At 69.9% G+C, this 20,094-nt stretch carries 17 protein-coding genes and 1 riboswitch; of the genes, 10 read left to right on the top strand and 7 right to left on the bottom strand.

Annotated elements, in window-relative coordinates; translation table 11 throughout:
• Positions 1 to 189: 189 nt before the first annotated feature.
• Positions 190 to 645: a hypothetical protein gene (locus tag ACWDUZ_RS17920; protein ID WP_451632761.1), complete on the bottom strand. Its 456-nt coding sequence runs from the start codon at positions 643 to 645 to the stop codon at positions 190 to 192.
• A 115-nt stretch (positions 646 to 760) separates the two neighbouring features.
• On the opposite strand from ACWDUZ_RS17920, the gene ACWDUZ_RS17915 reads away from it, so the two are divergent.
• Together ACWDUZ_RS17915 and ACWDUZ_RS17910 are read left to right on the top strand one after the other, a co-directional pair.
• Complete coding sequence (locus tag ACWDUZ_RS17915) at positions 761 to 1,729, top strand: diacylglycerol/lipid kinase family protein (protein WP_451632760.1); 969 nt, start codon at positions 761 to 763, stop codon at positions 1,727 to 1,729.
• A 320-nt stretch (positions 1,730 to 2,049) separates the two neighbouring features.
• Complete coding sequence (locus ACWDUZ_RS17910) at positions 2,050 to 2,307, top strand: WhiB family transcriptional regulator (protein WP_003992873.1); 258 nt, start codon at positions 2,050 to 2,052, stop codon at positions 2,305 to 2,307.
• 300 nt (positions 2,308 to 2,607) lie between these two features.
• Here ACWDUZ_RS17910 and ACWDUZ_RS17905 read toward each other — a convergent pair whose 3' ends face one another.
• Both ACWDUZ_RS17905 and ACWDUZ_RS17900 read right to left on the bottom strand, forming a co-directional pair.
• Complete coding sequence (locus ACWDUZ_RS17905) at positions 2,608 to 4,083, bottom strand: sensor histidine kinase (RefSeq protein ID WP_451632759.1); 1,476 nt, start codon at positions 4,081 to 4,083, stop codon at positions 2,608 to 2,610.
• Positions 4,084 to 4,546: 463 nt separating this feature from the next.
• A complete protein-coding gene (locus ACWDUZ_RS17900) occupies positions 4,547 to 5,197 on the bottom strand; it encodes a TetR/AcrR family transcriptional regulator (protein ID WP_451632758.1) in 651 nt (216 codons plus the stop codon).
• 91 nt (positions 5,198 to 5,288) lie between these two features.
• Here ACWDUZ_RS17900 and ACWDUZ_RS17895 point away from each other — a divergent pair, with 91 nt between their 5' ends.
• The gene (locus tag ACWDUZ_RS17895; RefSeq protein ID WP_451632757.1) at positions 5,289 to 6,077 is read left to right on the top strand and encodes an SDR family oxidoreductase; all 789 of its coding nucleotides are present in this window, start codon (positions 5,289 to 5,291) and stop codon (positions 6,075 to 6,077) included.
• 173 nt (positions 6,078 to 6,250) lie between these two features.
• Complete coding sequence (gene nagB / locus ACWDUZ_RS17890; protein ID WP_451632756.1) at positions 6,251 to 7,036, top strand: glucosamine-6-phosphate deaminase; 786 nt, start codon at positions 6,251 to 6,253, stop codon at positions 7,034 to 7,036.
• Positions 7,037 to 7,361: 325 nt separating this feature from the next.
• On the opposite strand, the gene ACWDUZ_RS17885 is transcribed toward nagB, so the two are convergent.
• The 4 genes from ACWDUZ_RS17885 to ACWDUZ_RS17870 form a co-directional block, all read right to left on the bottom strand.
• Positions 7,362 to 8,867 (bottom strand): glycoside hydrolase family 3 protein, encoded by a 1,506-nt coding sequence (locus ACWDUZ_RS17885; RefSeq protein ID WP_451632755.1) that lies wholly within the window; start codon positions 8,865 to 8,867, stop codon positions 7,362 to 7,364.
• A gap of 9 nt (positions 8,868 to 8,876) precedes the next feature.
• Positions 8,877 to 9,731: a carbohydrate ABC transporter permease gene (locus ACWDUZ_RS17880; protein ID WP_451632754.1), complete on the bottom strand. Its 855-nt coding sequence runs from the start codon at positions 9,729 to 9,731 to the stop codon at positions 8,877 to 8,879.
• 5 nt (positions 9,732 to 9,736) lie between these two features.
• Complete coding sequence (locus ACWDUZ_RS17875) at positions 9,737 to 10,723, bottom strand: carbohydrate ABC transporter permease (protein ID WP_451632753.1); 987 nt, start codon at positions 10,721 to 10,723, stop codon at positions 9,737 to 9,739.
• A 125-nt stretch (positions 10,724 to 10,848) separates the two neighbouring features.
• Positions 10,849 to 12,132, bottom strand: coding sequence for an extracellular solute-binding protein (locus ACWDUZ_RS17870; protein WP_451632752.1), 1,284 nt, complete (start codon positions 12,130 to 12,132; stop codon positions 10,849 to 10,851).
• A 474-nt stretch (positions 12,133 to 12,606) separates the two neighbouring features.
• Here ACWDUZ_RS17870 and ACWDUZ_RS17865 point away from each other — a divergent pair, with 474 nt between their 5' ends.
• From ACWDUZ_RS17865 to ACWDUZ_RS17840, 6 genes are all read left to right on the top strand, one after another.
• Positions 12,607 to 13,371 carry a GntR family transcriptional regulator gene (locus tag ACWDUZ_RS17865; RefSeq protein ID WP_451632751.1) on the top strand — a complete coding sequence of 255 codons (765 nt, stop codon included), beginning with the start codon at positions 12,607 to 12,609 and terminating at the stop codon, positions 13,369 to 13,371.
• A gap of 417 nt (positions 13,372 to 13,788) precedes the next feature.
• Positions 13,789 to 14,061, top strand: a complete 273-nt coding sequence (locus ACWDUZ_RS17860; protein WP_451632750.1) for a DUF3311 domain-containing protein — start codon at positions 13,789 to 13,791, stop codon at positions 14,059 to 14,061.
• Positions 14,058 to 15,668, top strand: a complete 1,611-nt coding sequence (mctP, locus tag ACWDUZ_RS17855) for a monocarboxylate uptake permease MctP (RefSeq protein ID WP_451632749.1) — start codon at positions 14,058 to 14,060, stop codon at positions 15,666 to 15,668. The genes ACWDUZ_RS17860 and mctP overlap by 4 nt, the downstream gene beginning before the upstream one ends.
• 106 nt (positions 15,669 to 15,774) lie before the next feature.
• Positions 15,775 to 16,281, top strand: a complete 507-nt coding sequence (locus tag ACWDUZ_RS17850) for a GNAT family N-acetyltransferase (protein ID WP_451632748.1) — start codon at positions 15,775 to 15,777, stop codon at positions 16,279 to 16,281.
• Positions 16,282 to 16,343: 62 nt separating this feature from the next.
• Positions 16,344 to 16,504: riboswitch (cobalamin riboswitch) on the top strand.
• Between the two features lie 122 nt (positions 16,505 to 16,626).
• Positions 16,627 to 18,996 (top strand): ribonucleoside-diphosphate reductase subunit alpha, encoded by a 2,370-nt coding sequence (locus ACWDUZ_RS17845; protein ID WP_451632747.1) that lies wholly within the window; start codon positions 16,627 to 16,629, stop codon positions 18,994 to 18,996.
• Positions 18,996 to 20,018: a ribonucleotide-diphosphate reductase subunit beta gene (locus ACWDUZ_RS17840; RefSeq protein ID WP_451632746.1), complete on the top strand. Its 1,023-nt coding sequence runs from the start codon at positions 18,996 to 18,998 to the stop codon at positions 20,016 to 20,018. The genes ACWDUZ_RS17845 and ACWDUZ_RS17840 overlap by 1 nt, the downstream gene beginning before the upstream one ends.
• The last annotated feature ends 76 nt before the right edge of the window (positions 20,019 to 20,094 follow it).

Here is a 20,094-nt window from a genome sequence, read left to right as displayed (position 1 = left end):
CCCGGACCACCGCACGGCCACCGCCGCGCCCCCGGGACACCGCCCGGGCCTTCGCTACGGCCCCTCCCCCGCGCACGTCCCTCAGGCCCTCACGGATCCGTCCCGGAGATCACACGGCTTCCGCGGTCCCAGCCTTGTCGGACCCGGGCGACCGCTCAGCCTCTCCGAGCGAGGCGGGCTCCTGCGCTGCTACTGCTGTCCGGACTCGCGGGTGCGGCCCGGGCCCTTGATGCCGAGGGCCCGCGTGGTGGCCGGATTGACGAGCAGGACCAGAGCGAGGACCGCCACGACGGCGAGCCCGACGCCGGCCGGGATGGCCACGCTGTCGGCCTGGAGCAGGCTGTAGGCGACGGGCAGCGCCATGATCTGGGTGATCACCGCGGGACCTCGGCTCCAGCTGCGCCGCAGCAGCAGCCCACGGGCGGCCAGCAGCGGCAGCAGCGCGAGCACCAGCACGGTGACCCCGGCGGTGACGGCCCCCTGCCGGTCGTCACCCGTGACACCGAGGACGAGCATCCAGACGCCGCCGACGAGCAGCGCGAGCCCCTCCAGCGCGCACAGCGCGGCCGCGTAGGTCAGCCGCCGCGGGCGTGGCCCGGTGGCGGTGTCCGTGGTCCGAGGGGCGGGGTTCTGCTGACTGCTCACGTGATGAAGGGTAGCCCTCGCGACCGGGGCCGCCGTGTCCAGGCTCACGCCCGGCTCTTACCCGATCCCTACCTCGCCCTGGGCCGAGTACCACCCAGTAGGTACGCTGCACCCCATGCGTGCACTACTCGTGGTCAACCCGGCGGCAACCACCACAAGCGCACGTACGCGCGATGTCCTGATCCACGCGCTCGCCAGCGAGATGAAACTGGACGCGGTCACCACCGAGTACCGCGGCCACGCGCGCGACCTCGGCCGGCAGGCCGCGGACAGCGCGGAAATCGACCTGGTCGTGGCCCTCGGCGGCGACGGCACGGTGAACGAGGTCGTCAACGGCCTGCTGCACCGGGGCCCCGATCCCGAGCGCCTGCCGCGTCTGGCCGTGGTGCCCGGCGGCTCCACCAACGTCTTCGCCCGCGCTCTGGGCCTGCCCAACGACGCCGTCGAGGCCACCGGAGCGATCCTGGACGCCCTGCGCGACAGCAGCGAGCGCACGGTCGGCCTGGGCCTGGCGTCCGGGACCCCCGGCACCGACGACGCGGCGGTCCCCGCACGCTGGTTCACCTTCAACGCCGGCCTCGGCTTCGACGCGGGCGTGGTCGGGCGCGTCGAACAGCAGCGGGAGCGCGGCAAGAAGTCGACGCACGCGCTGTACGTACGGCAGGTGGTCCGCCAGTTCCTCGGCGAGCCGCACCGCCGGAACGGTTGCATCACGCTCGAACGGCCCGGCGAGGACCCGGTCGGCGATCTGGTGGTGGCGATAGTGTCGAACACCTCACCGTGGACGTATCTGGGCAATCGCCCGATGTACACATCGCCTAAGGCGTCGTTCGACACGGGGCTCGATGTGCTCGGTCTCAGCCGCCTGTCCACTGCCGCGGTTGCCCGGTATGGCACACAGTTGCTCACTTCGTCCCCCGAGCGCGGACCCAAAGGCCGGCACGCCTTCTCGACACACGATCTGAGCCGGTTCACCTTGCATTCGAAGGTGCCGCTCCCCCTTCAGATGGACGGTGACCACCTGGGACTGCGCACAAGCGTGACGTTCACAGGCGTACGCCGTGCACTGCGTGTGATTGTGTGAGTGGAAGGCGGCAAAGTCCTTTCACTCGAACGTTTAGGCCAGGATCCACCCCATGGAAGTACGGCTGTGACCTAGTCGACACCGAGGAATCAAAAAAAACTTTCCGGAAGGGGTTGTATCCGTCGCCGAGGTTTGCGAGTCTCTACGTGGCGATCGGGACGGCCCACCACAGAGGGCCCCAGAGATCACCGGAACCCCTCTTCAAACCACAGGACCACGGCAGGGAAACCTGACGGTCGGCCCTTCACTTGTCGGGGGATTCGTGAAAGCGTTCACATTCACAAGCACCTAGCACGTAATACCAAGGAGAGGTAGCAGCCATGGACTGGCGTCACAACGCCGTTTGCCGCGAGGAAGACCCCGAGCTCTTCTTCCCCATCGGCAACACCGGTCCTGCGCTGCTGCAGATCGAGGAAGCCAAGGCCGTCTGCCGCCGCTGCCCGGTGATCGAGCAGTGTCTGCAGTGGGCGCTCGAGTCCGGTCAGGACTCCGGCGTCTGGGGTGGTCTCAGCGAGGACGAGCGCCGCGCGATGAAGCGCCGCGCCGCCCGCAACAGGGCTCGTCAGGCCTCCGCCTGACCACAGCCACCCCGCTGACAGCCTGAGCTTGGCGGCGCGTACAGCGAGTACGCATCTCCCGCCCCCGAGCCGCAGCGCGCAGTACCCCCGATGCTCCCCCGAGCTCTTCGAGCAGGGGGTACCGCCCCTCGAGATGATCGAGACGGGCAGCACGAGCGACTGGCCCCGGACCGTACACGGTCCGGGGCTCTTTGCTGTGCACGGCCGCACACGGCGGGACCACGTGCGCGCCCGGTCGGCCCGCCACGCGCCGTACGCGCTACGTGCGCGCCCGGCCGATCACCTGCCGTGCCGGACGGACTACTTGTGCGTGCGGACCGGGATGTCGAGGATCACCCGCGTACCACGCTCCGGAGCGGGCACCATGTCGAAGGTGCCGCCCAACTCGCCCTCGACCAGGGTGCGTACGATCTGCAGCCCGAGGTTGCCGGAGCGGTGCGGGTCGAAGTCCTGGGGCAGGCCCACCCCGTCGTCCTGGACGGTGACCAGCAGCCGGGCCTCGCGCGTGGTGCCACCGCGCACCGCGGAGACCTCCACCGAGCCGGTGTCGCCCTCGCGGAAACCGTGCTCCAGGGCGTTCTGGAGGATCTCGGTCAGCACCATGGACAGCGGGGTGGCGACCTCGGCGTCCAGGATCCCGAACCTGCCGCTGCGCCGCCCGGTGACCCGGCCCGGAGAGATCTCCGCCACCATCGCCAGCACCCGGTCGGCGATCTCGTCGAACTCCACGCGCTCGTCCAGGTTCTGCGACAGCGTCTCGTGCACGATCGCGATCGACCCGACCCGGCGCACCGCCTCCTCCAGTGCCTCCCGGCCGCGCTCGGACTCGATGCGCCGAGCCTGGAGCCGGAGCAGGGCCGCGACGGTCTGGAGGTTGTTCTTGACCCGGTGGTGGATCTCCCGGATGGTCGCGTCCTTGGTGATCAGCTCGCGTTCGCGGCGGCGCAGTTCGGTGACGTCCCGGAGCAGGACCAGCGAACCGATGCGGGTGCCCTTGGGTTTGAGCGGGATCGCCCGGAACTGGATCACCCCGTCATGGGCCTCGATCTCGAACTCGCGGGGCGCCCAGCCGCTGGCCAGCTTGACCAGCGCCTCGTCCACCGGTCCCCGGGACGGAGCGAGTTCGGCCGTGGTCTCGCCGAGGTGCTGGCCGACGAGATCGGTGGCGAGGCCGAGGCGGTGGTACGCGGACAGCGCGTTCGGCGAGGCGTACTGGACGACGGCGTCGGCGTCCAGACGGATGAGCCCGTCACCGACCCGCGGCGAGGCGTCCATGTCGACCTGCTGGTCGGGGAACGGGAAGGAGCCGGCCGCGATCATCTGCGCCAGGTCGGAGGCGCTCTGCAGATACGTCAGCTCCAGCCGGCTGGGGGTGCGCACGGTGAGCAGGTTGGTGTTGCGTGCGATGACGCCGAGGACGCGTCCCTCGCGACGGACCGGGATGGACTCGACGCGGACCGGCACCTCCTCGCGCCACTCCGGGTCCCCCTCGCGCACGATCCGGCCTTCGTCCAGTGCCGCGTCCAGCATCGGCCGACGGCCGCGCGGCACCAGGTGGCCGACCATGTCGTCCTGGTAGGAGGTCGGGCCGGTGTTGGGCCGCATCTGGGCGACGGAGACGTAGCGGGTGCCGTCCAGGGTGGGGACCCACAGGACCAGGTCGGCGAAGGAGAGGTCGGAGAGCAGCTGCCACTCCGAGACCAGCAGGTGGAGCCACTCGAGATCGGAGTCGTCGAGGGCGGTGTGCTGGCGTACGAGTTCGTTCATGGAGGGCACGTCTGCGAGCGTACCCGGACGTTTGTACGGCCCTGAAATGTGCGGCGCCGCAGGAGCTCACGGGCCCACGGGCCCCGAAGACACCCGCGGGCCGCGGCGCCTGGGAGGGACCCTCAACCCTCCCGGCACCGCAGCCCGGAGCAGTATCGGCCGTGGGGTGTGCGGTCCCGGTCGGCCGAAGGATGAGGAGCCGGGGCAGTCAGGGCAGAGAGCACCGGTTCCTCGGTCCGTCCTCCTGTGCGGGGAGGACGGAGGTTCATGCGTGCACATCATGCGCGCGGACGTGCCGCCCGCTCCGCTGTTCGACTTCTCCTCGATTGTGGACTAGACCAGTTGCGCCTGTCCATGTACGGGGAGGAGTTCGTTGCCGCTTCTTCATCGAGCGGCCGCACCGGGACGGGCCCGGCCGGCCGGATGACGGGTTCTGCCGCCACCCACCGGCATGCAGCCTAACCCGCCCGGCTCAGCCACGGGGCCAGATGGCCATGGCGATTTCCGCGAGAGCCTGCAGTTCCTCCCTGCTCGCGCCGTCGCGCGCCTGCTGCGACATGCCCTGGATCAGCGCCCCGACGTACCGGGCGAGCACGCCGGCCTCGGTGTCCGCGGGCAGTTCCCCCGCGGTCACATCAGCTCTTATACGACTCTCGAAGGCGGCGATGTTGGCGTTGCGCCGCTCGCGCAGCAACTCCTCGACCTCCGGCGTCGTGCAGTTGGTCGCGGCGTGGACGATCAGGCAGCCGAGCGGGCGGCCGGGGTCGGTGTACTCGACGGCGGCCTCCCGCAGCGTCCGCTCCACGGCGGCCCGCGCGCTGGGCTCCTCGACCAGGGCACGGTCGCCGAAGGCGCCGTAGCGCTCGCCGTACTCGTGCACGACCTCGGCGAAGAGCGCCTGCTTGTCACCGAAGGCCGCGTAGAGGCTGGGGGCGCCGATGCCCATGGCCCGGGTGAGGTCCGACACGGAGGTGGCTTCGTACCCGCGCTCCCAGAAGGCGAGGAGCGCCTTCTCCAGCGCGGTCGCACGATCGAAGGAACGGGGGCGTCCGCGCCGGCGTACCCCGGCATCGCCCGATCCACCCGTCGCGACCTGCTCTTTCGCCTCCTGCTTCGCCACCATGGGGTGATTTTATAACGGGCGCTAGAGAAATGTCGGCGGACTGCTGTACGGTCTTTTTGTAGCGACCGCTTGAGAAATGCGAGGCGTTGACATGCGTACGGACCTGCGCACCGGCACCGGCACGGCCCCGGGCGCCCTCGCGGGCAGGACGGCACTGGTCACGGGCGGCGGCCGGGGCATCGGGCGAGGCATCGCCGAGCGACTGGCCCGGGACGGGGCACGGGTGGCCGTGCACTACGGCAGCAACGAGACGGCGGCGAAGGAGACGGTCGCCACGATCGAGGCGGCGGGCGGATCGGCCTTCGCGATCGGCGTGGAGCTGGGGCGGCCCGGCGACGCCGAGGCGCTCTGGGAGGCCTTCGACCGGCGCGCGGACGGTCTGGACATCCTCGTGAACAACGCCGGGATCGGCACGGCGCCGCCGGTCGGGGAGATCGACGAGCAGGAGTACGACCGGGTCTTCGCGGTCAACGTGAAGGCGCCGTTCTTCATCGTCCGGCAGGGCCTCGGGCGGCTGCGCGACGGCGGCCGGGTCATCAACATCTCCTCCGGTCTCGCCCGTACCGCGGTGATGCCGGACAAGGTGGCCTACGCCATGACCAAGGCCGCCCTGGACGTGTTCACCAGGGACCTGTCCAAGGTGCTGGGCCCCCGCGGGATCACGGTCAACTCGGTGGCGCCGGGCATCATCGACACGGACAACACGTCCGGGCTGCTGCACGGAACACCCGACGGCTGGACGAGCGCGGCGGCGATATCGGCCCTCGGCAGGGTGGGCGCACCGGCCGACGTGGCGGACGTGGTGGCCTTCCTCGCCTCGGACGACGGACGGTGGGTGACGGGCAGCTGGGTGGACGCGACGGGAGGTTCACTGACCTAGTAGTGCTGCGACAGGCCAGAACGACCGGTTGCGGGAGCGGTGGCCGTGCCCCGGGAGCACGGCCGCGCCAAGAGCGTCACGAGGGGCCATTCTGCTAGATTGGTCTAAACCACATGGCCCTCGTTACCGGGCCCGGTCCTCTTCTCGGCTCTCCTCAGATCGGCAGGCCCACCGTGGAAGTTGTCATCGTTCCGGACGCCAGAGCGGGCGGCGAGCTCATCGCCGAGGCCATCGCGGGGCTGCTGCGGCGCAAGCCCGGCGCGCTGCTCGGCGTGGCCACGGGTTCCACCCCGCTGCCCGTCTACGAGGCGCTGGCGGCCAAGGTGCGTTCCGGTGCCGTGGACACCTCACGGGCGCGGATCGCCCAGCTCGACGAGTACGTGGGGCTCCCCTCCGACCACCCCGAGTCCTACCGCTCCGTCCTGCGCCGGGAGGTGCTGGAGCCTCTCGGCATCGGGATGGAGGCGTTCCTGGGCCCCGACGGCACGGCCGAGGACGTGCAGGCCGCGTGCGAGGCGTACGACAGGGTGCTGACCGAGGTCGGCGGTGTGGACCTGCAACTGCTGGGCATCGGGACCGACGGGCACATCGGGTTCAACGAGCCGTGCTCCTCGCTCGCCTCCCGGACGCGGATCAAGACGCTGACCGAGCAGACCCGCGTGGACAACGCGCGCTTCTTCGACGGCGACGTCGACCAGGTGCCGCACCACGTCATCACCCAGGGCATCGGAACCATCCTGGAGGCCCGGCACCTGGTGCTGCTGGCCACCGGTGAGGGCAAGGCCGACGCGGTGGCCGCGACCGTCGAGGGACCGGTCGCCGCCGTCTGTCCGGCCTCCGCCCTCCAGTTGCACCCGCATGCCACAGTCGTCGTCGACGAGCCCGCCGCCGCCAAGCTGAAGCTCGCCGACTACTTCCGTCACACCTACGCCAACAAGCCGGAGTGGCAGGGCATCTAGCGCTCTCATGCACCCACGAAGCGCGAAGGCGCCGGCCACCCGGAGGAGGTGACCGGCGCCTTCGTCGTAGGGCCGACCCAGGGTGCCGCGGCAGCGACCCGGCAGGTGCGATGCCCGTCGGCGGCCGGCAGCCGACGCCGTGCCTCGGCATCCCGGGCACGGGTCGTCCCCGTGGCAGCGACCAGGACCGGCGCCAGGTCGCGGCGGCGGCCGGGCCGGACCCGGGCGACGGCGCCATCAGGCATGCCGTCACGCCGCCGTGGTCGTGGGGCTGAAGCCGAGGAACCACTGCGACAACGCTGTCACGGGTCGCGGTGGTGTCCCGTCATGCGCCCGCGATCACCTCGGCCGCCGCTCGGCCGCAGACGCGGGCGGCGCCGTGGGTGGCGAGGTGGAGGGCTCCTCGGGGGGGTGCCTGGGGGACGCCCATCTCGACGACGATCGTGTCGGGGCGGGCCTCGAGGAGCACGTCGAGGGCGGTCGTCATCCAGGGGTGGCGGTGCTCGTCGCGGACGACGGCCACCACACGCCGGGGGCCGGCGGCCTCCAGGACCGTACGGCCCGCGTCGTCGCCGGTGAAGCTGCCGGTCTCCGTGCCGGGCAGGAGGCGGAGAAGCTCCGCGGCCACACCCCACGGGGTCTCGTCACCGACGGCGATGTTGGCGACGGGAGTGAGGGCCGCGACGTACGGAGGCTCGGTGAGGGGGGTGAACGGCTCGGCCACGGTGACCCGCAGCGCACGGCGCGCGGCTCGCAGCCCGACCTCCGGGTCGGCGGCGGCGTGGGCCGCCGCCGCGGCGGTCGAGGTCCAGCGGGCCAGGGAGCGCACCCGTTCCGCCGCGTCCGCGAGCCGTTCCTCGGGGAGTTCGCCGGAGCGGACCGCTGCGACCAGGGCGTCGCACAGGCTCAGTACGGTCCCCTCGTCCGCGAGGCCGCCGCCCACGCAGATCGCGTCGGCGCCCGCCGCGATGGCGAGGACGCTGCCCCGCTCGATGCCGTAGGTGTCCGCGATGGCCCGCATCTCCATGCCGTCGGTGACGATCAGGCCGTCGTAGCCCATCTCGTCGCGCAGCAGCTCCGTGAGCACACGGCGGGACAGGGTGCCCGGGCGGTCCGGGTCGAGCGCGGGGACCAGGATGTGGGCGCTCATCACCGCCTTGGTGCGGGCGGCGATCGCCGCGCGGAACGGCGCCAGTTCGCGCGCCTGGAGCACGTCGGTGTCCACGTCGATGCGGGGCATCGCGTGGTGGGAGTCGACCGCGGTGTCGCCGTGACCGGGGAAGTGCTTGGTGCAGGCGGCGATGCCCGCGGACTGCAGGCCGGTGACGTAGGCGGCGGTGTGCCTGGCGGCCAGCTCGGTGGAGGCGCCGAAGGAGCGGACGCCGATCACCGGGTTGTCCGGGTTGGAGTTGACGTCGGCGGACGGGGCCCAGTTGAGGTTGACCCCGCACTCGGCGAGCCGCCTGCCGAGTTCGCGGGCCACGGCCCGGGTCAGCTCCACGTCGTCCACCGCACCGAGTGCGTGGTTGCCGGGGAAGCTGGAGCCCGTGCGCACCTCCAGGCGGGTGACGTCGCCGCCCTCCTCGTCGATGGCGACCAGGACGTCTTCGCGCTCGGCGCGCAACTGGGCCGTCAGCACGGCGAGTTGTTCGGGCGAGGCGATGTTGCGGCCGAACAGGCCGACCGAGGCCAGGCCCTCACCGAGGCGCCGCAGCAGCCAGTCGGGGGCGGTGGTGCCGGTGAAGCCGGGTTGAAGGACGGTCAGCGCGTCGCGTGTGAGGGCGTCCTTCTTGCCCTGGGGCGCAGTGGTGCCGCTGGCGGTTGTCGTCATCTGGTGGCGTTATCCCTTCACGGCGCCGGCGGTCAGGCCCGCGGCCATCTTGCGCTGGACGAGGAGGAACAGGACGACGATGGGCACGGCCATCATGGTGGCTCCGGCCATCATCGGGGCGTACTCGGTGCCGTGCTTGGTGGTGAAGTTGCCGAGCCAGACAGTGGCGGTCTGGTGCTCCTGGCTCAGCAGCATCAGGGCGTACAGGTACTCGTTCCAGGCCTGGATGAAGCCGTAGACCGAGGTGGCGACCAGGCCGGGGGCGAGCAACGGGAAGACCACGCGGATGAAGGCACCCGTGCGCGAGCAGCCGTCGACCATGGCCGCCTCCTCCAGTTCCCGCGGGATGTTGACGATGAAACCGCGCAGCGTCCACACCGTGAAGGGGAGGATGAAGGTCAGGTAGGTGATGATGAGGCCGGTCAGCTTGTCGTACTGGCCCAGGTCGTTCAGCAGCAGGAAGACCGGGATGATCATGGCGACCAGCGGGACCATCTGCACCGCCAGGATGCCCACGATCACGATCTTCCGGCCGCGGAAGGCGAAGCGGGAGATGGCGAGCGCGGCCAGCATGCCGACCACCACGCCGATCACCACCACCGACAGCGACACGGCGAGGCTGCGGCCGACCGGCCCCCAGAAGTCGGCGATGTCCAGGGCTCGGCGGAAGTTGCTCAGCGTGATGCCGGTCGGCAGCAGGCTCGGGTCCGGGTCGATGGCGTCCTTGGCCGGCTTGAACGCCGTGTTCAGCATCCAGTAGAGGGGGAAGCCGGCGACGAGGACGACGACGAGGCCGAGCAGGTTCCAGCCGAGCTTCGACGTCCGGCGGCGGACCGGAGTGGCGGCCGTGCTCGTGCCGCTCATGCTGCTCATTCGACTTCTCCGATCTGCAGCATCTGGCGCATGTAGACGGCGACCACACCCAGCAGCAGCAACACGGTGATCAGGGCGATCGCCGAGCCCTGCGCGTAGTCGTTGACCACGAAGGCGCGGTCGTAGGAGTAGGTGTTGAGGATCTGGAACTCCGCCTCGGGGTGGCCGTTGCGCATGACGAACACCTGCGGGAAGACGCCCATGTCCCAGATCACCGACAGCGTCGTGAGCATCACGATGATCGGTTTGAGGATGGGCAGGGTGACGTGGCGGAAGACGCCCCAGCCGCCCGCGCCGTCCAGCCGTGCGGCCTCCTCCAGTTCCTTGGGCACCTGGGTCAGGCCGGCGCTGAGCGTGATGACCACGAACGGCACCGCGCCCCACACCACCAGCAGCGTGATCACGGCCAGGCCCTGGGGACCGCTGGCGAACCAGTTGTGGCCGACCATGTCGACCCCCGGCAATTTGCTGAGCAGCGCGTTGAAGACGCCGTAGTCGGAGTCGAAGAGCCACTTGAAGACGGTGGTGGCCACGATGACGGGCATGCCCCAGCTGGCCACCAGCACGATGTTGATCAGCGTCTTCACCCAGCCCGAGACCCGCTGCAGCAACAGTGCGAGGGCCATGCCGGCGACCATCGTGAGGACCACGCAGCCGACGGCGAAGACGACCGTGCGCACGACGACCGCCCAGAACTCGCTGTCGCTCAGCACGCCCGCGAAGTTGCTGAAGCCGACCCAGTCGGGGGACTGGAAGCCCCACAGCTGCGGCTGGCCGAACTTCTGGAAGGACAGGGTCACCAGCCGCGCCAGCGGATAGGCCATGACCAGGGCCAGGGTCACCAGGCAGGGCGCGAGCAGCAGCCAGGGGGTCGCGGCCCCGCCCGGCGTCCGCTGTCTGCGAGTCCGGCCCGGGCCGGCCGGTGGCGGCGCCTGCCGCGGCGGCGGCACCTTGGCAGGGGTGGTCGTGTCTGCGGCACTCATCGCGCGCTCCTCAGCGGTCCCTCAGGTCATACGGAGGCATAGCCCTGCACGGCCGCGCGGGAGCCGAACCCACTGCGCGGCCGTGCGAGAAGCAGGGCCCCGCCGGTGACGGGACCCTGCGCCGGTCACTTGGTGTTGATGACCTTGTCGATCGCGGCGTCCGCCTCCTTGGCGGCGGTCTCGACCGACTTCTTGCCGGTGCCGATGTTCTGCAGCATGGTCTGGAGCACCTGGGCCTTCTCGACCTGGCCCCAGCCCGGGGCCATCGGGACGAACCAGTTGGACTCGGCCGCGGTGGCCGGGACGGCGGTCGTCGGGTCGCTCTTCAGCGTCGCGAGGTCCGTCTTGTTGTTGGGCAGGTTGCCCTTGGCGATCAGGCCCTTCTGGCCGGCGGGGCCGGTGAAGGCGTTGATCCACTCGGCGGCGAGGCCCTGGGCCTTGGACTTCACCGGGACGGCGAGGTCCGAACCACCGAGGAACACCGGCATGTTCTTGCCGGACGGGCCGGGCATCACGAAGTTCTCGAGGTTGTCCTTGAGCTTGCCGGTCTTGTCGTTCTTCGGGTCGGCGGCGGTCGCGCCCTCCCAGGCGGCGCCGAAGATCATGCCGGACTTGCCCTGGCCGTAGACGATGTAACGGTCGGACTCGTCCTTGGTCTTGTCGCCGTGCATGTACTTGTCGACGATGTTCTTGAACTCGTTCAGGCCCTTGATCGACTCGGGCGAGGAGAGGTTGGCCTTCCACTGGCCGCCCTCCTCCTTGGCGATGGAGCCGCCGGCGTCGTAGAGGAAGGACATGGCCGCGTACCAGTCACGGGTGGGCTGGTACCAGGCGTTGAACTTGCCGCCCTGCTTCTTCTGCACCTTGTCCAGGTCGGCGGTGAGCTCCTGGTAGGTCTTCGGGGTCGACTTGACGCCGGCCGCGGCGAAGACGTCCTTGCGCCAGTTGGCGACACGGCCGCCCGCGTAGTAGGGGACGCCGTAGGTCTTGCCGTCGTAGGTGACCGAGGCCTTGAGGCCGTCCAGCCAGGCGGAGGAGTTGTCGAACTTGGCCGGGTCCACCGGGGCGAAGGCGCCCTTGACCATGTAGCCGAGCATCTCGGTGTTGCCCATCTCGACCACGTCGGGGGCCTTGTCGGTGGCGAGGACCGCGTCCAGCTTGGTGTTCTTGTCCGGCCAGCCGTAGTACTCGTGCTTGATCTTCAGGCCCGGGTGCTTCTTCGTCACCGCGTCGTCGGCCGCCTTGACCAGTTCCGGCCAGTTGTTCTGAGCGTCGACGGTGAGCCAGACGGTCAGCTCCTTGGCGTCCGCCCCCTTGTCGGAGCCCCCGTCCTTCTTGTCACTCCCGCACGCGGCGATGGAAACCATCATGCCCGCGATACCGATCGCGGCAACCAGCTTGCGCTTCACGCCACCCTCCTCAGGGATGCCACAAACCCCCCTGCCTCCCCGCGGTTGAGCGACGGTCGAGCGTCAGCGCACACCGCCCTTGGGGCCGGGACCTGGACCAATGGTGTAGACCAGTACGGGGAGCTTGGCCCAGACCAATAGGGCTGTCAAGAGTGCGCCGACCCGCTCAGGTGGTCCGTTACGGGACCGCGATATGCAGGGACCTTTCATTGCCCATCCGGTCAAACGGATGCCGTGATTCCTCTCGGCCGGCGGTGGACCACTGGACGTCATGTCCCCCTCTCCGTACGCCGGTTCGCACGAACCACCACCCCACCCGGTGAAGATGGACTAGACCAGCGGGGGTCACGACGGTATACAGAGGAGATCACGGAGCGTGCGGGTGGCCACCCGAGACACGAAGCCGTGCCACGATGTGAGCCGTGGCCGATGGGGATGTCGGCCGCTTCGGCACTGGAGCCGGGAAGGCAGAGCATGAGCACCGACGTCAGCAGTGCGGAGAACGAGGGTGGGGCGACCGTCCGTACCGCGCGCGTGCCCAAGTACTACCGCCTGAAGAAGCATCTGCTCGACATGACCCAGACGCAGGCGCCCGGGACACCGGTGCCACCCGAGCGGACACTGGCGGCCGAGTTCGACACCTCGCGCACGACGGTGCGCCAGGCGCTTCAGGAGCTGGTGGTCGAGGGCCGACTGGAACGCATCCAGGGCAAGGGCACCTTCGTCGCCAAGCCCAAGGTCTCCCAGGCGCTGCAACTGACCTCGTACACCGAGGACATGCGCGCCCAGGGCCTGGAGCCGACCTCGCAGCTCCTCGACATCGGCTACATCACCGCCGACGACCGCCTCGCGGACCTGCTCGACATCAGCGCCGGCGGGCGCGTGCTGCGCATCGAGCGGCTGCGCATGGCCAACGGCGAGCCCATGGCCATCGAGACCACCCATCTTTCCGCCAAGCGCTTCCCGGCCCTGCGCCGCAGCCTGGTGAAGTACACCTCCCTGTACACGGCCCTCGCCGAGGTCTACGACGTCCACCTCGCCGAGGCCGAGGAGACCATCGAGACCTCCCTGGCCACGCCGCGCGAGGCGGGCCTGCTCGGCACCGACGTGGGCCTGCCGATGCTGCTGCTCTCCCGCCACTCCCTGGACCGCACGGGCCAACCCGTGGAGTGGGTGCGCTCGGTCTACCGCGGGGACCGCTACAAGTTCGTCGCACGGCTGAAGCGGCCCGCGGACTGACACCGGCGGACGTGGAGACCGGCTGGGGGTCCGGGGGTCACCCCCCGGGAACATGCAGCGTCGCACGACTGAAGCGGCCCGCGCACTGACGCCTGCCCGCGGTCAGGCCGGCTGGCATCCCAGGCCTTTCGACACTGCGGCGTGGCACGCCCGATGCAGCCCTGCGGACCGGCGCCGGCACGGCCGCGGGCCGACCGGAGCCCGCTGGCTGATTTTCGACCCAGGGCCGCGGGGCGCGTCCGAAGCGGCCCGCAGACCGGCATCTGCGGCCTGACCTGGCGGTCGGCGTCCAAACCGACCCCTAACCGTTATACGGACAAGGGGTTCCGTATCGAGCCACCGTGACCTAGATTGCCTGCGCATTACACAGGCGATCACAAACGATCACGCTTGCTCAGCGAGGGGACGGAGCCGCACATGTCAGAAGCCCCAGAAGTCGGCAGAGGGGCGGTGACCCCCATAAGGGTCGTCATCGGCCTCTGCCTCGTCGCGCCCTTTGTGGCGATGCTGTGGGTCGGTTCGTACGCCAAGACGGATCCCACGTTCATCGGTATCCCGTTCTTCTACTGGTACCAGATGCTGTGGGTGATCATCTCCACCGCACTGACCATGATCGCCTACCGGCTCTGGCAGCACGACCAGCGCAGCCGTAGGACCAGTGCTCCCGCGGAGGGAGGTGCGGCGGAATGAAGGACGGCGTGAACGGCGTCGCGCTCGGCGTCTTCATCTTCTTCTTCCTGCTCGTCACCGTCATGGGCTTCCTGGCCGCGCGGTGGCGCAGGGCCGAGAACGAGCACACCCTCGACGAGTGGGGCCTGGGCGGCAGGTCGTTCGGCACCTGGATCACCTGGTTCCTGCTCGGCGGCGACCTGTACACCGCGTACACCTTCGTCGCCGTCCCGGCGGCGATCTACGCGACCGGCGCGGCCGGCTTCTTCGCGGTGCCGTACACGATCATCGTGTACCCGCTGATCTTCACGTTCCTGCCCCGTCTGTGGTCGGTCTCGCACCGGCACGGATACGTGACGACCTCCGACTTCGTGCGCGGCCGGTTCGGCTCCAAAGGCCTGTCGCTGGTCGTGGCCATCACCGGCATCCTGGCGACCATGCCGTACATCGCCCTCCAGCTCGTCGGCATCCAGGCGGTGCTGGACGTGCTGGGCATAGGCGGCGGCGACAACACCAACTGGTTCGTGAAGGACCTGCCGCTGCTGATCGCCTTCGCCGTGCTCGCGGCGTACACCTACTCGTCGGGCCTGCGCGCCCCCGCGCTGATCGCGTTCGTCAAGGACGGGCTGATCTACCTCGTCATCGCGGTCGCGATCATCTACATCCCGATCAAGCTGGGCGGATTCGACGACATCTTCGCGGCCGCCAACGCGAAGTTCACCGCGGCGGGCAAGGGTGGCATCGTGACCGCGTCGGGAGGTCAGTGGACGTATGCCACGCTGGCCCTGGGTTCCGCGCTGGCGCTCTTCATGTACCCGCACTCGATCACCGCGACGCTGTCCTCGCGCAGCCGTGAGGTGATCCGCCGCAACACCACGATCCTGCCGTTGTACTCCCTCATGCTGGGCCTGCTCGCCCTCCTGGGCTTCATGGCGATCGCGGCGGGCGTGAAGGTCGACAACGGCCAGCTGGCGATCCCGCAGCTGTTCGAGAACCTGTTCCCGGACTGGTTCACGGGCGTGGCCTTCGCGGCCATCGGCATCGGCGCGCTGGTGCCGGCGGCCATCATGTCGATCGCGGCGGCCAACCTGTTCACCCGCAACATCTACAAGGACTTCATCAAGCCGAACGCGACGGCGAAGGAGGAGACCCGGGTCTCCAAGATCGTGTCGCTGCTGGTGAAGGTGGGCGCGCTGATCTTCGTCCTGACCATGGACAAGACGGTCGCCATCAACTTCCAGCTGCTCGGCGGCATCTGGATCCTGCAGACCTTCCCGGCCCTGGTCGGCGGCCTGTTCACGCGGTGGTTCCACCGCTGGGCGCTGCTCGCCGGCTGGGCGGTCGGCATGCTCTACGGCACGCTCGCGGCCTACGGGGTCGCCTCGCCGACGCAGAAGCACTTCGGCGGCTCGGCCAAGGAGATCCCGGGCATCGGCGAGATCGGCTACATCGGCCTGACGGCGTTCGTGCTCAACGTGGTCGTCACCGTGGTCCTGACCTTCGTCCTCAACGCGGTCAAGGCGCCCGCGGGCGTCGACGAGACCCGGCCCGAGGACTACACGGCCGACGCGGGGGACCCGGGCGTCGCGGTGGAGCTGCCGCCGGCCACGGCCGACAGCGCGCACTGACGGTACGCCTCTGACCCTGCGCCTCTCACCGGGCCGCAGCGTCTCGCAACGGGCCGCCGGAGAAATCCGGCGGCCCGTTGTCGTACCCCTCGTGCACACTCGGCGTATGGACATCGTGATCAGGCCGGCGGAGCCCGGCGAGTACGACGCCCTCGGCGAGATCACCGCCCAGGCCTATCTGGGCGACGGGCTGCTCGACTTCGGGGAGAGCGACGCGTACCTGGGCGAACTGAGGGACGTGGCCAAGCGGGCGGCCGCCGCCGAAGTGCTGGTGGCCGTCGCGGAGGGCAGGGTGCTCGGCGGGGTCACCTTCGTGCCGTCCGGCGGCCCGATGGCCGACATCGCGAGGCCCGGCGAGGCCGAGATACGGATGCTGGCGGTCGCGCGGACCGCGCGCGGCCGGGGCGCCGGCGAGGCCCTGGTGCGGGCCTGTCTGGACCGGGCCCGGCGCACCGAGGGCTGTGTCCGCCTGGTGCTGTCCACCCAGCGCACCATGCACGCCGCTCATCGCATCTACGAACGTCTGGGCTTCGTGCGCACCCCTGAGCGCGACTGGAACCCGCTCCCCCACCTCGACGAGATCACGCTGCTCGCCTACGAGTTGCCGCTCTGACACGCTCCGCAGTCGCCACGACACAACATATGGGGGTGGCCTTCTCACCCAGCACAAGATGTATGCTCATGCTCGCTGTCACCGCAGGGGAATCCGGTGCGAATCCGGAACTGTCCCGCAACGGTGTACTCGTCCGCGTATGCCCGCATGCCGTCATCTCCGGCTGCCCGTGTGCCGTCGTACGAGCGTCAGTCCGAGGACCTGCCGACAGTGCGCCCGGCCGTCCGGTCCGGGTGCCTGACGTCCGGGCCTCGCGGAATGGGCCGGTGGACGCGGCGCCGCGTGCGCCCGTGCGCTGCTCCCTGCCCTCCATGAGGCCCCGTGCCGAGCGAGGGAGAGCCCCACGTGACCATCGCGCCAGCCGATCCGGCTTCAGCGACAGGCTCCATCACCGGTCTGGAGGCCGAAGGTCCCGGTGCCGCGCTGCTGCGGACGCTGACCGAGCTGACCGCCGACCTCCCCGATGCCGACCCCGGCCGGGTGGCCGCCGCCGCGCTGCGCGGGCGTTCGGCGCACGCCGACGAGGCGGAGCTGCGGTATCTGGCCACCGAGGCCGCCGCCGGTCTCATCTCCGAGGACCCCGCCTACTCTCGGCTGGCCGCCCGGCTGCTGACCCTCGCCATCCGGGCCGAGGCCGCCTCGCAGGGCGTGACGTCCTTCACGGAGTCCGTCGCCGTGGGCCACCGCGAGGGGCTGATCGCCGACCGGACCGCCGCGTTCGTACGCCGGCACGCCGAGCGGCTGGACGCCCTGGTCGATCCGGCCGCCGACGACCGCTTCGGCTACTTCGGCCTGCGCACGCTGCACAGCCGCTATCTGCTGCGCCACCCGATCACCCGCAAGGTGGTCGAGACACCGCAGCACTTCATGCTGCGGGTCGCGAGCGGTCTGGCCGAGGACGACACCGCGCGGTCGGTGGACGACGTCGCGGCGCTCTACGGGCTCATGAGCCGCCTGGACTACCTGCCCTCCTCCCCCACGCTCTTCAACTCCGGCACCCGCCACCCCCAGATGTCGTCCTGCTACCTGCTCGACTCCCCCCGGGACGAGCTGGACAGCATCTACGAGCGCTACCACCAGGTCGCGCGGCTGTCCAAGCACGCCGGCGGCATCGGCATCGCCTACTCCCGCATCCGCTCGCGGGGTTCGCTGATCCGCGGCACCAACGGGCACTCCAACGGCATCGTGCCGTTCCTGAAGACCCTGGACGCCTCGGTGGCGGCCGTGAACCAGGGCGGCCGGCGCAAGGGCGCCGCGGCGGTCTACCTGGAGACCTGGCACTCGGACATCGAGGAGTTCCTGGAGCTGCGTGACAACACCGGCGAGGACGCCCGCCGCACCCACAACCTCAACCTGGCTCACTGGGTCCCGGACGAGTTCATGCGCCGGGTCAGCGCCGACGAGCAGTGGTCGCTGTTCTCCCCGTCGGACGTGCCGGAACTGGTGGACCTGTGGGGTGCGGAGTTCGACGCCGCGTACCGCAGGGCGGAGGCGGCCGGACGGGCGAAGAAGACCATGCCCGCCCGGGACCTGTACGGCCGGATGATGCGCACCCTGGCGCAGACCGGCAACGGCTGGATGACCTTCAAGGACGCCGCCAACCGCACCGCCAACCAGACGGCCGAGCCGGGCCACGTCGTCCACTCCTCCAACCTCTGCACGGAGATCCTGGAAGTCACCGACGACGGGGAGACGGCGGTCTGCAACCTGGGGTCCGTCAATCTGGGTGCCTTTGTCGACAAGGCGACCAATGATCTCGACTGGGAGCGCCTGGACGAGACCGTGCGCACCGCCGTCACCTTCCTGGACCGCGTGGTCGACATCAACTTCTACCCGACCGAGCAGGCGGGCCGCTCCAACGCCAGGTGGCGGCCCGTCGGCCTGGGCGCCATGGGCCTCCAGGACGTCTTCTTCAAGCTGCGCCTGCCCTTCGACTCCGCCGAGGCCAGGGCGCTGTCCACCCGCATCGCCGAGCGGATCATGCTCGCCGCGTACGAGGCGTCCGCCGACCTGGCCGAGCGCAACGGGCCGCTGCCGGCCTGGGAGAAGACCCGCGCCGCCCGGGGCGTGCTGCACCCCGACCACTACGACGTCGAGTTCACCTGGCCGGAGCGCTGGGCCGCCCTGCGCGAACGCGTCGCCGCCGTCGGCATGCGCAACGCGCTGCTTCTGGCCATCGCGCCCACCGCCACCATCGCGTCCATCGCCGGCGCCTACGAGTGCATCGAGCCGCAGGTCTCCAACCTGTTCAAGCGCGAGACGCTGTCGGGTGAGTTCCTCCAGGTCAACTCCTATCTGGTGGATGAGCTGAAGGAGCTCGGCGTCTGGGACGCCCGCACCCGTGAGGCGCTGCGCGAGGCGAACGGCTCGGTGCAGGACTTCGCCTGGATCCCCGAGGACGTGCGGGGTCTGTACCGCACGGCCTGGGAGATCCCACAGCGCGGACTGATCGACATGGCGGCGGCCCGGACCCCGTTCCTGGACCAGGCCCAGTCGCTGAACCTGTTCCTGGAGACGCCGACCATCGGCAAGCTGTCCTCGATGTACGCCTACGCCTGGAAGCAGGGCCTGAAGACCACGTACTACCTGCGCTCCCGCCCGGCCACCCGCATCGCCCGCGCGGCACGCGCCACCGTCCCCGTCCAGCAGGTCGCCGACCCCGAGGCGGTCGCCTGCTCCCTTGAGAACCCCGAGTCCTGCGAGGCCTGCCAGTGATGACCAGCACCACCGACCGACCCCAGACCCTCCTCGACCCCGGTTTCGAGCTGACGCTGCGCCCCATGCGCTACCCCGACTTCTACGAGCGCTACCGGGACGCCATCAAGAACACCTGGACCGTCGAGGAGGTCGACCTCCACTCGGACGTCGCCGACCTCGCCAGGCTCACGCCCGCCGAGCAGCACCTGATCGGCCGCCTGGTCGCCTTCTTCGCGACCGGTGACTCGATCGTCGCCAACAACCTGGTGCTGACGCTGTACAAGCACATCAACTCGCCGGAGGCGCGGCTCTATCTGAGCCGGCAGCTGTTCGAGGAGGCCGTGCACGTCCAGTTCTACCTGACGCTGCTGGACACCTATCTGCCCGACCCGGACGACCGCGCCGCCGCCTTCGCGGCCGTCGAGAACATCCCCTCCATCCGCGAGAAGGCCGGGTTCTGCTTCAAGTGGATCAACGAGGTCGAGAAGATCGACCGCCTGGAGACCAGGGCCGACCGCCGGCGGTTCCTGCTCAACCTGATCTGCTTCGCCGCCTGCATCGAGGGCCTGTTCTTCTACGGCGCCTTCGCGTACGTCTACTGGTTCCGCAGCCGGGGCCTGCTGCACGGTCTGGCCACCGGCACCAACTGGGTGTTCCGTGACGAGACGATGCACATGTCGTTCGCCTTCGACGTGGTGGACACCGTCCGCAAGGAGGAGCCGGACCTCTTCGACGACGAACTCGGGCGGCAGGTCACCGACATGCTGCGGGAGGCCGTCGAGGCCGAGCTGCAGTTCGCGCGCGACCTGTGCGGTGCCGGCCTCCCGGGGATGAACACCGACTCGATGCGGCAGTACCTGGAGTGCGTGGCCGACCAGCGGCTGGCGAGGCTCGGCTTCGCTCCGGTGTACGGCTCGGAGAACCCCTTCTCCTTCATGGAACTCCAGGGCGTTCAGGAGCTGACCAACTTTTTCGAGCGGCGTCCCTCGGCGTACCAGGTGGCGGTGGAGGGCACCGTCGACCTGGACGAGGACTTCTGATCCTCCCTTCGCTCCCCGGGGGCCGTGCGGACGAACTCCTCGTCCGCACGGCCCCGGTGGCCCTCTCGGCCCTTCT

The sequence above is a fragment of the Streptomyces sp. NPDC003393 genome (genome assembly GCF_053589015.1).
The sequence above is the reverse complement of the archived record's forward strand: the minus strand, read 5'-3'. Positions and strand labels throughout refer to the sequence as shown.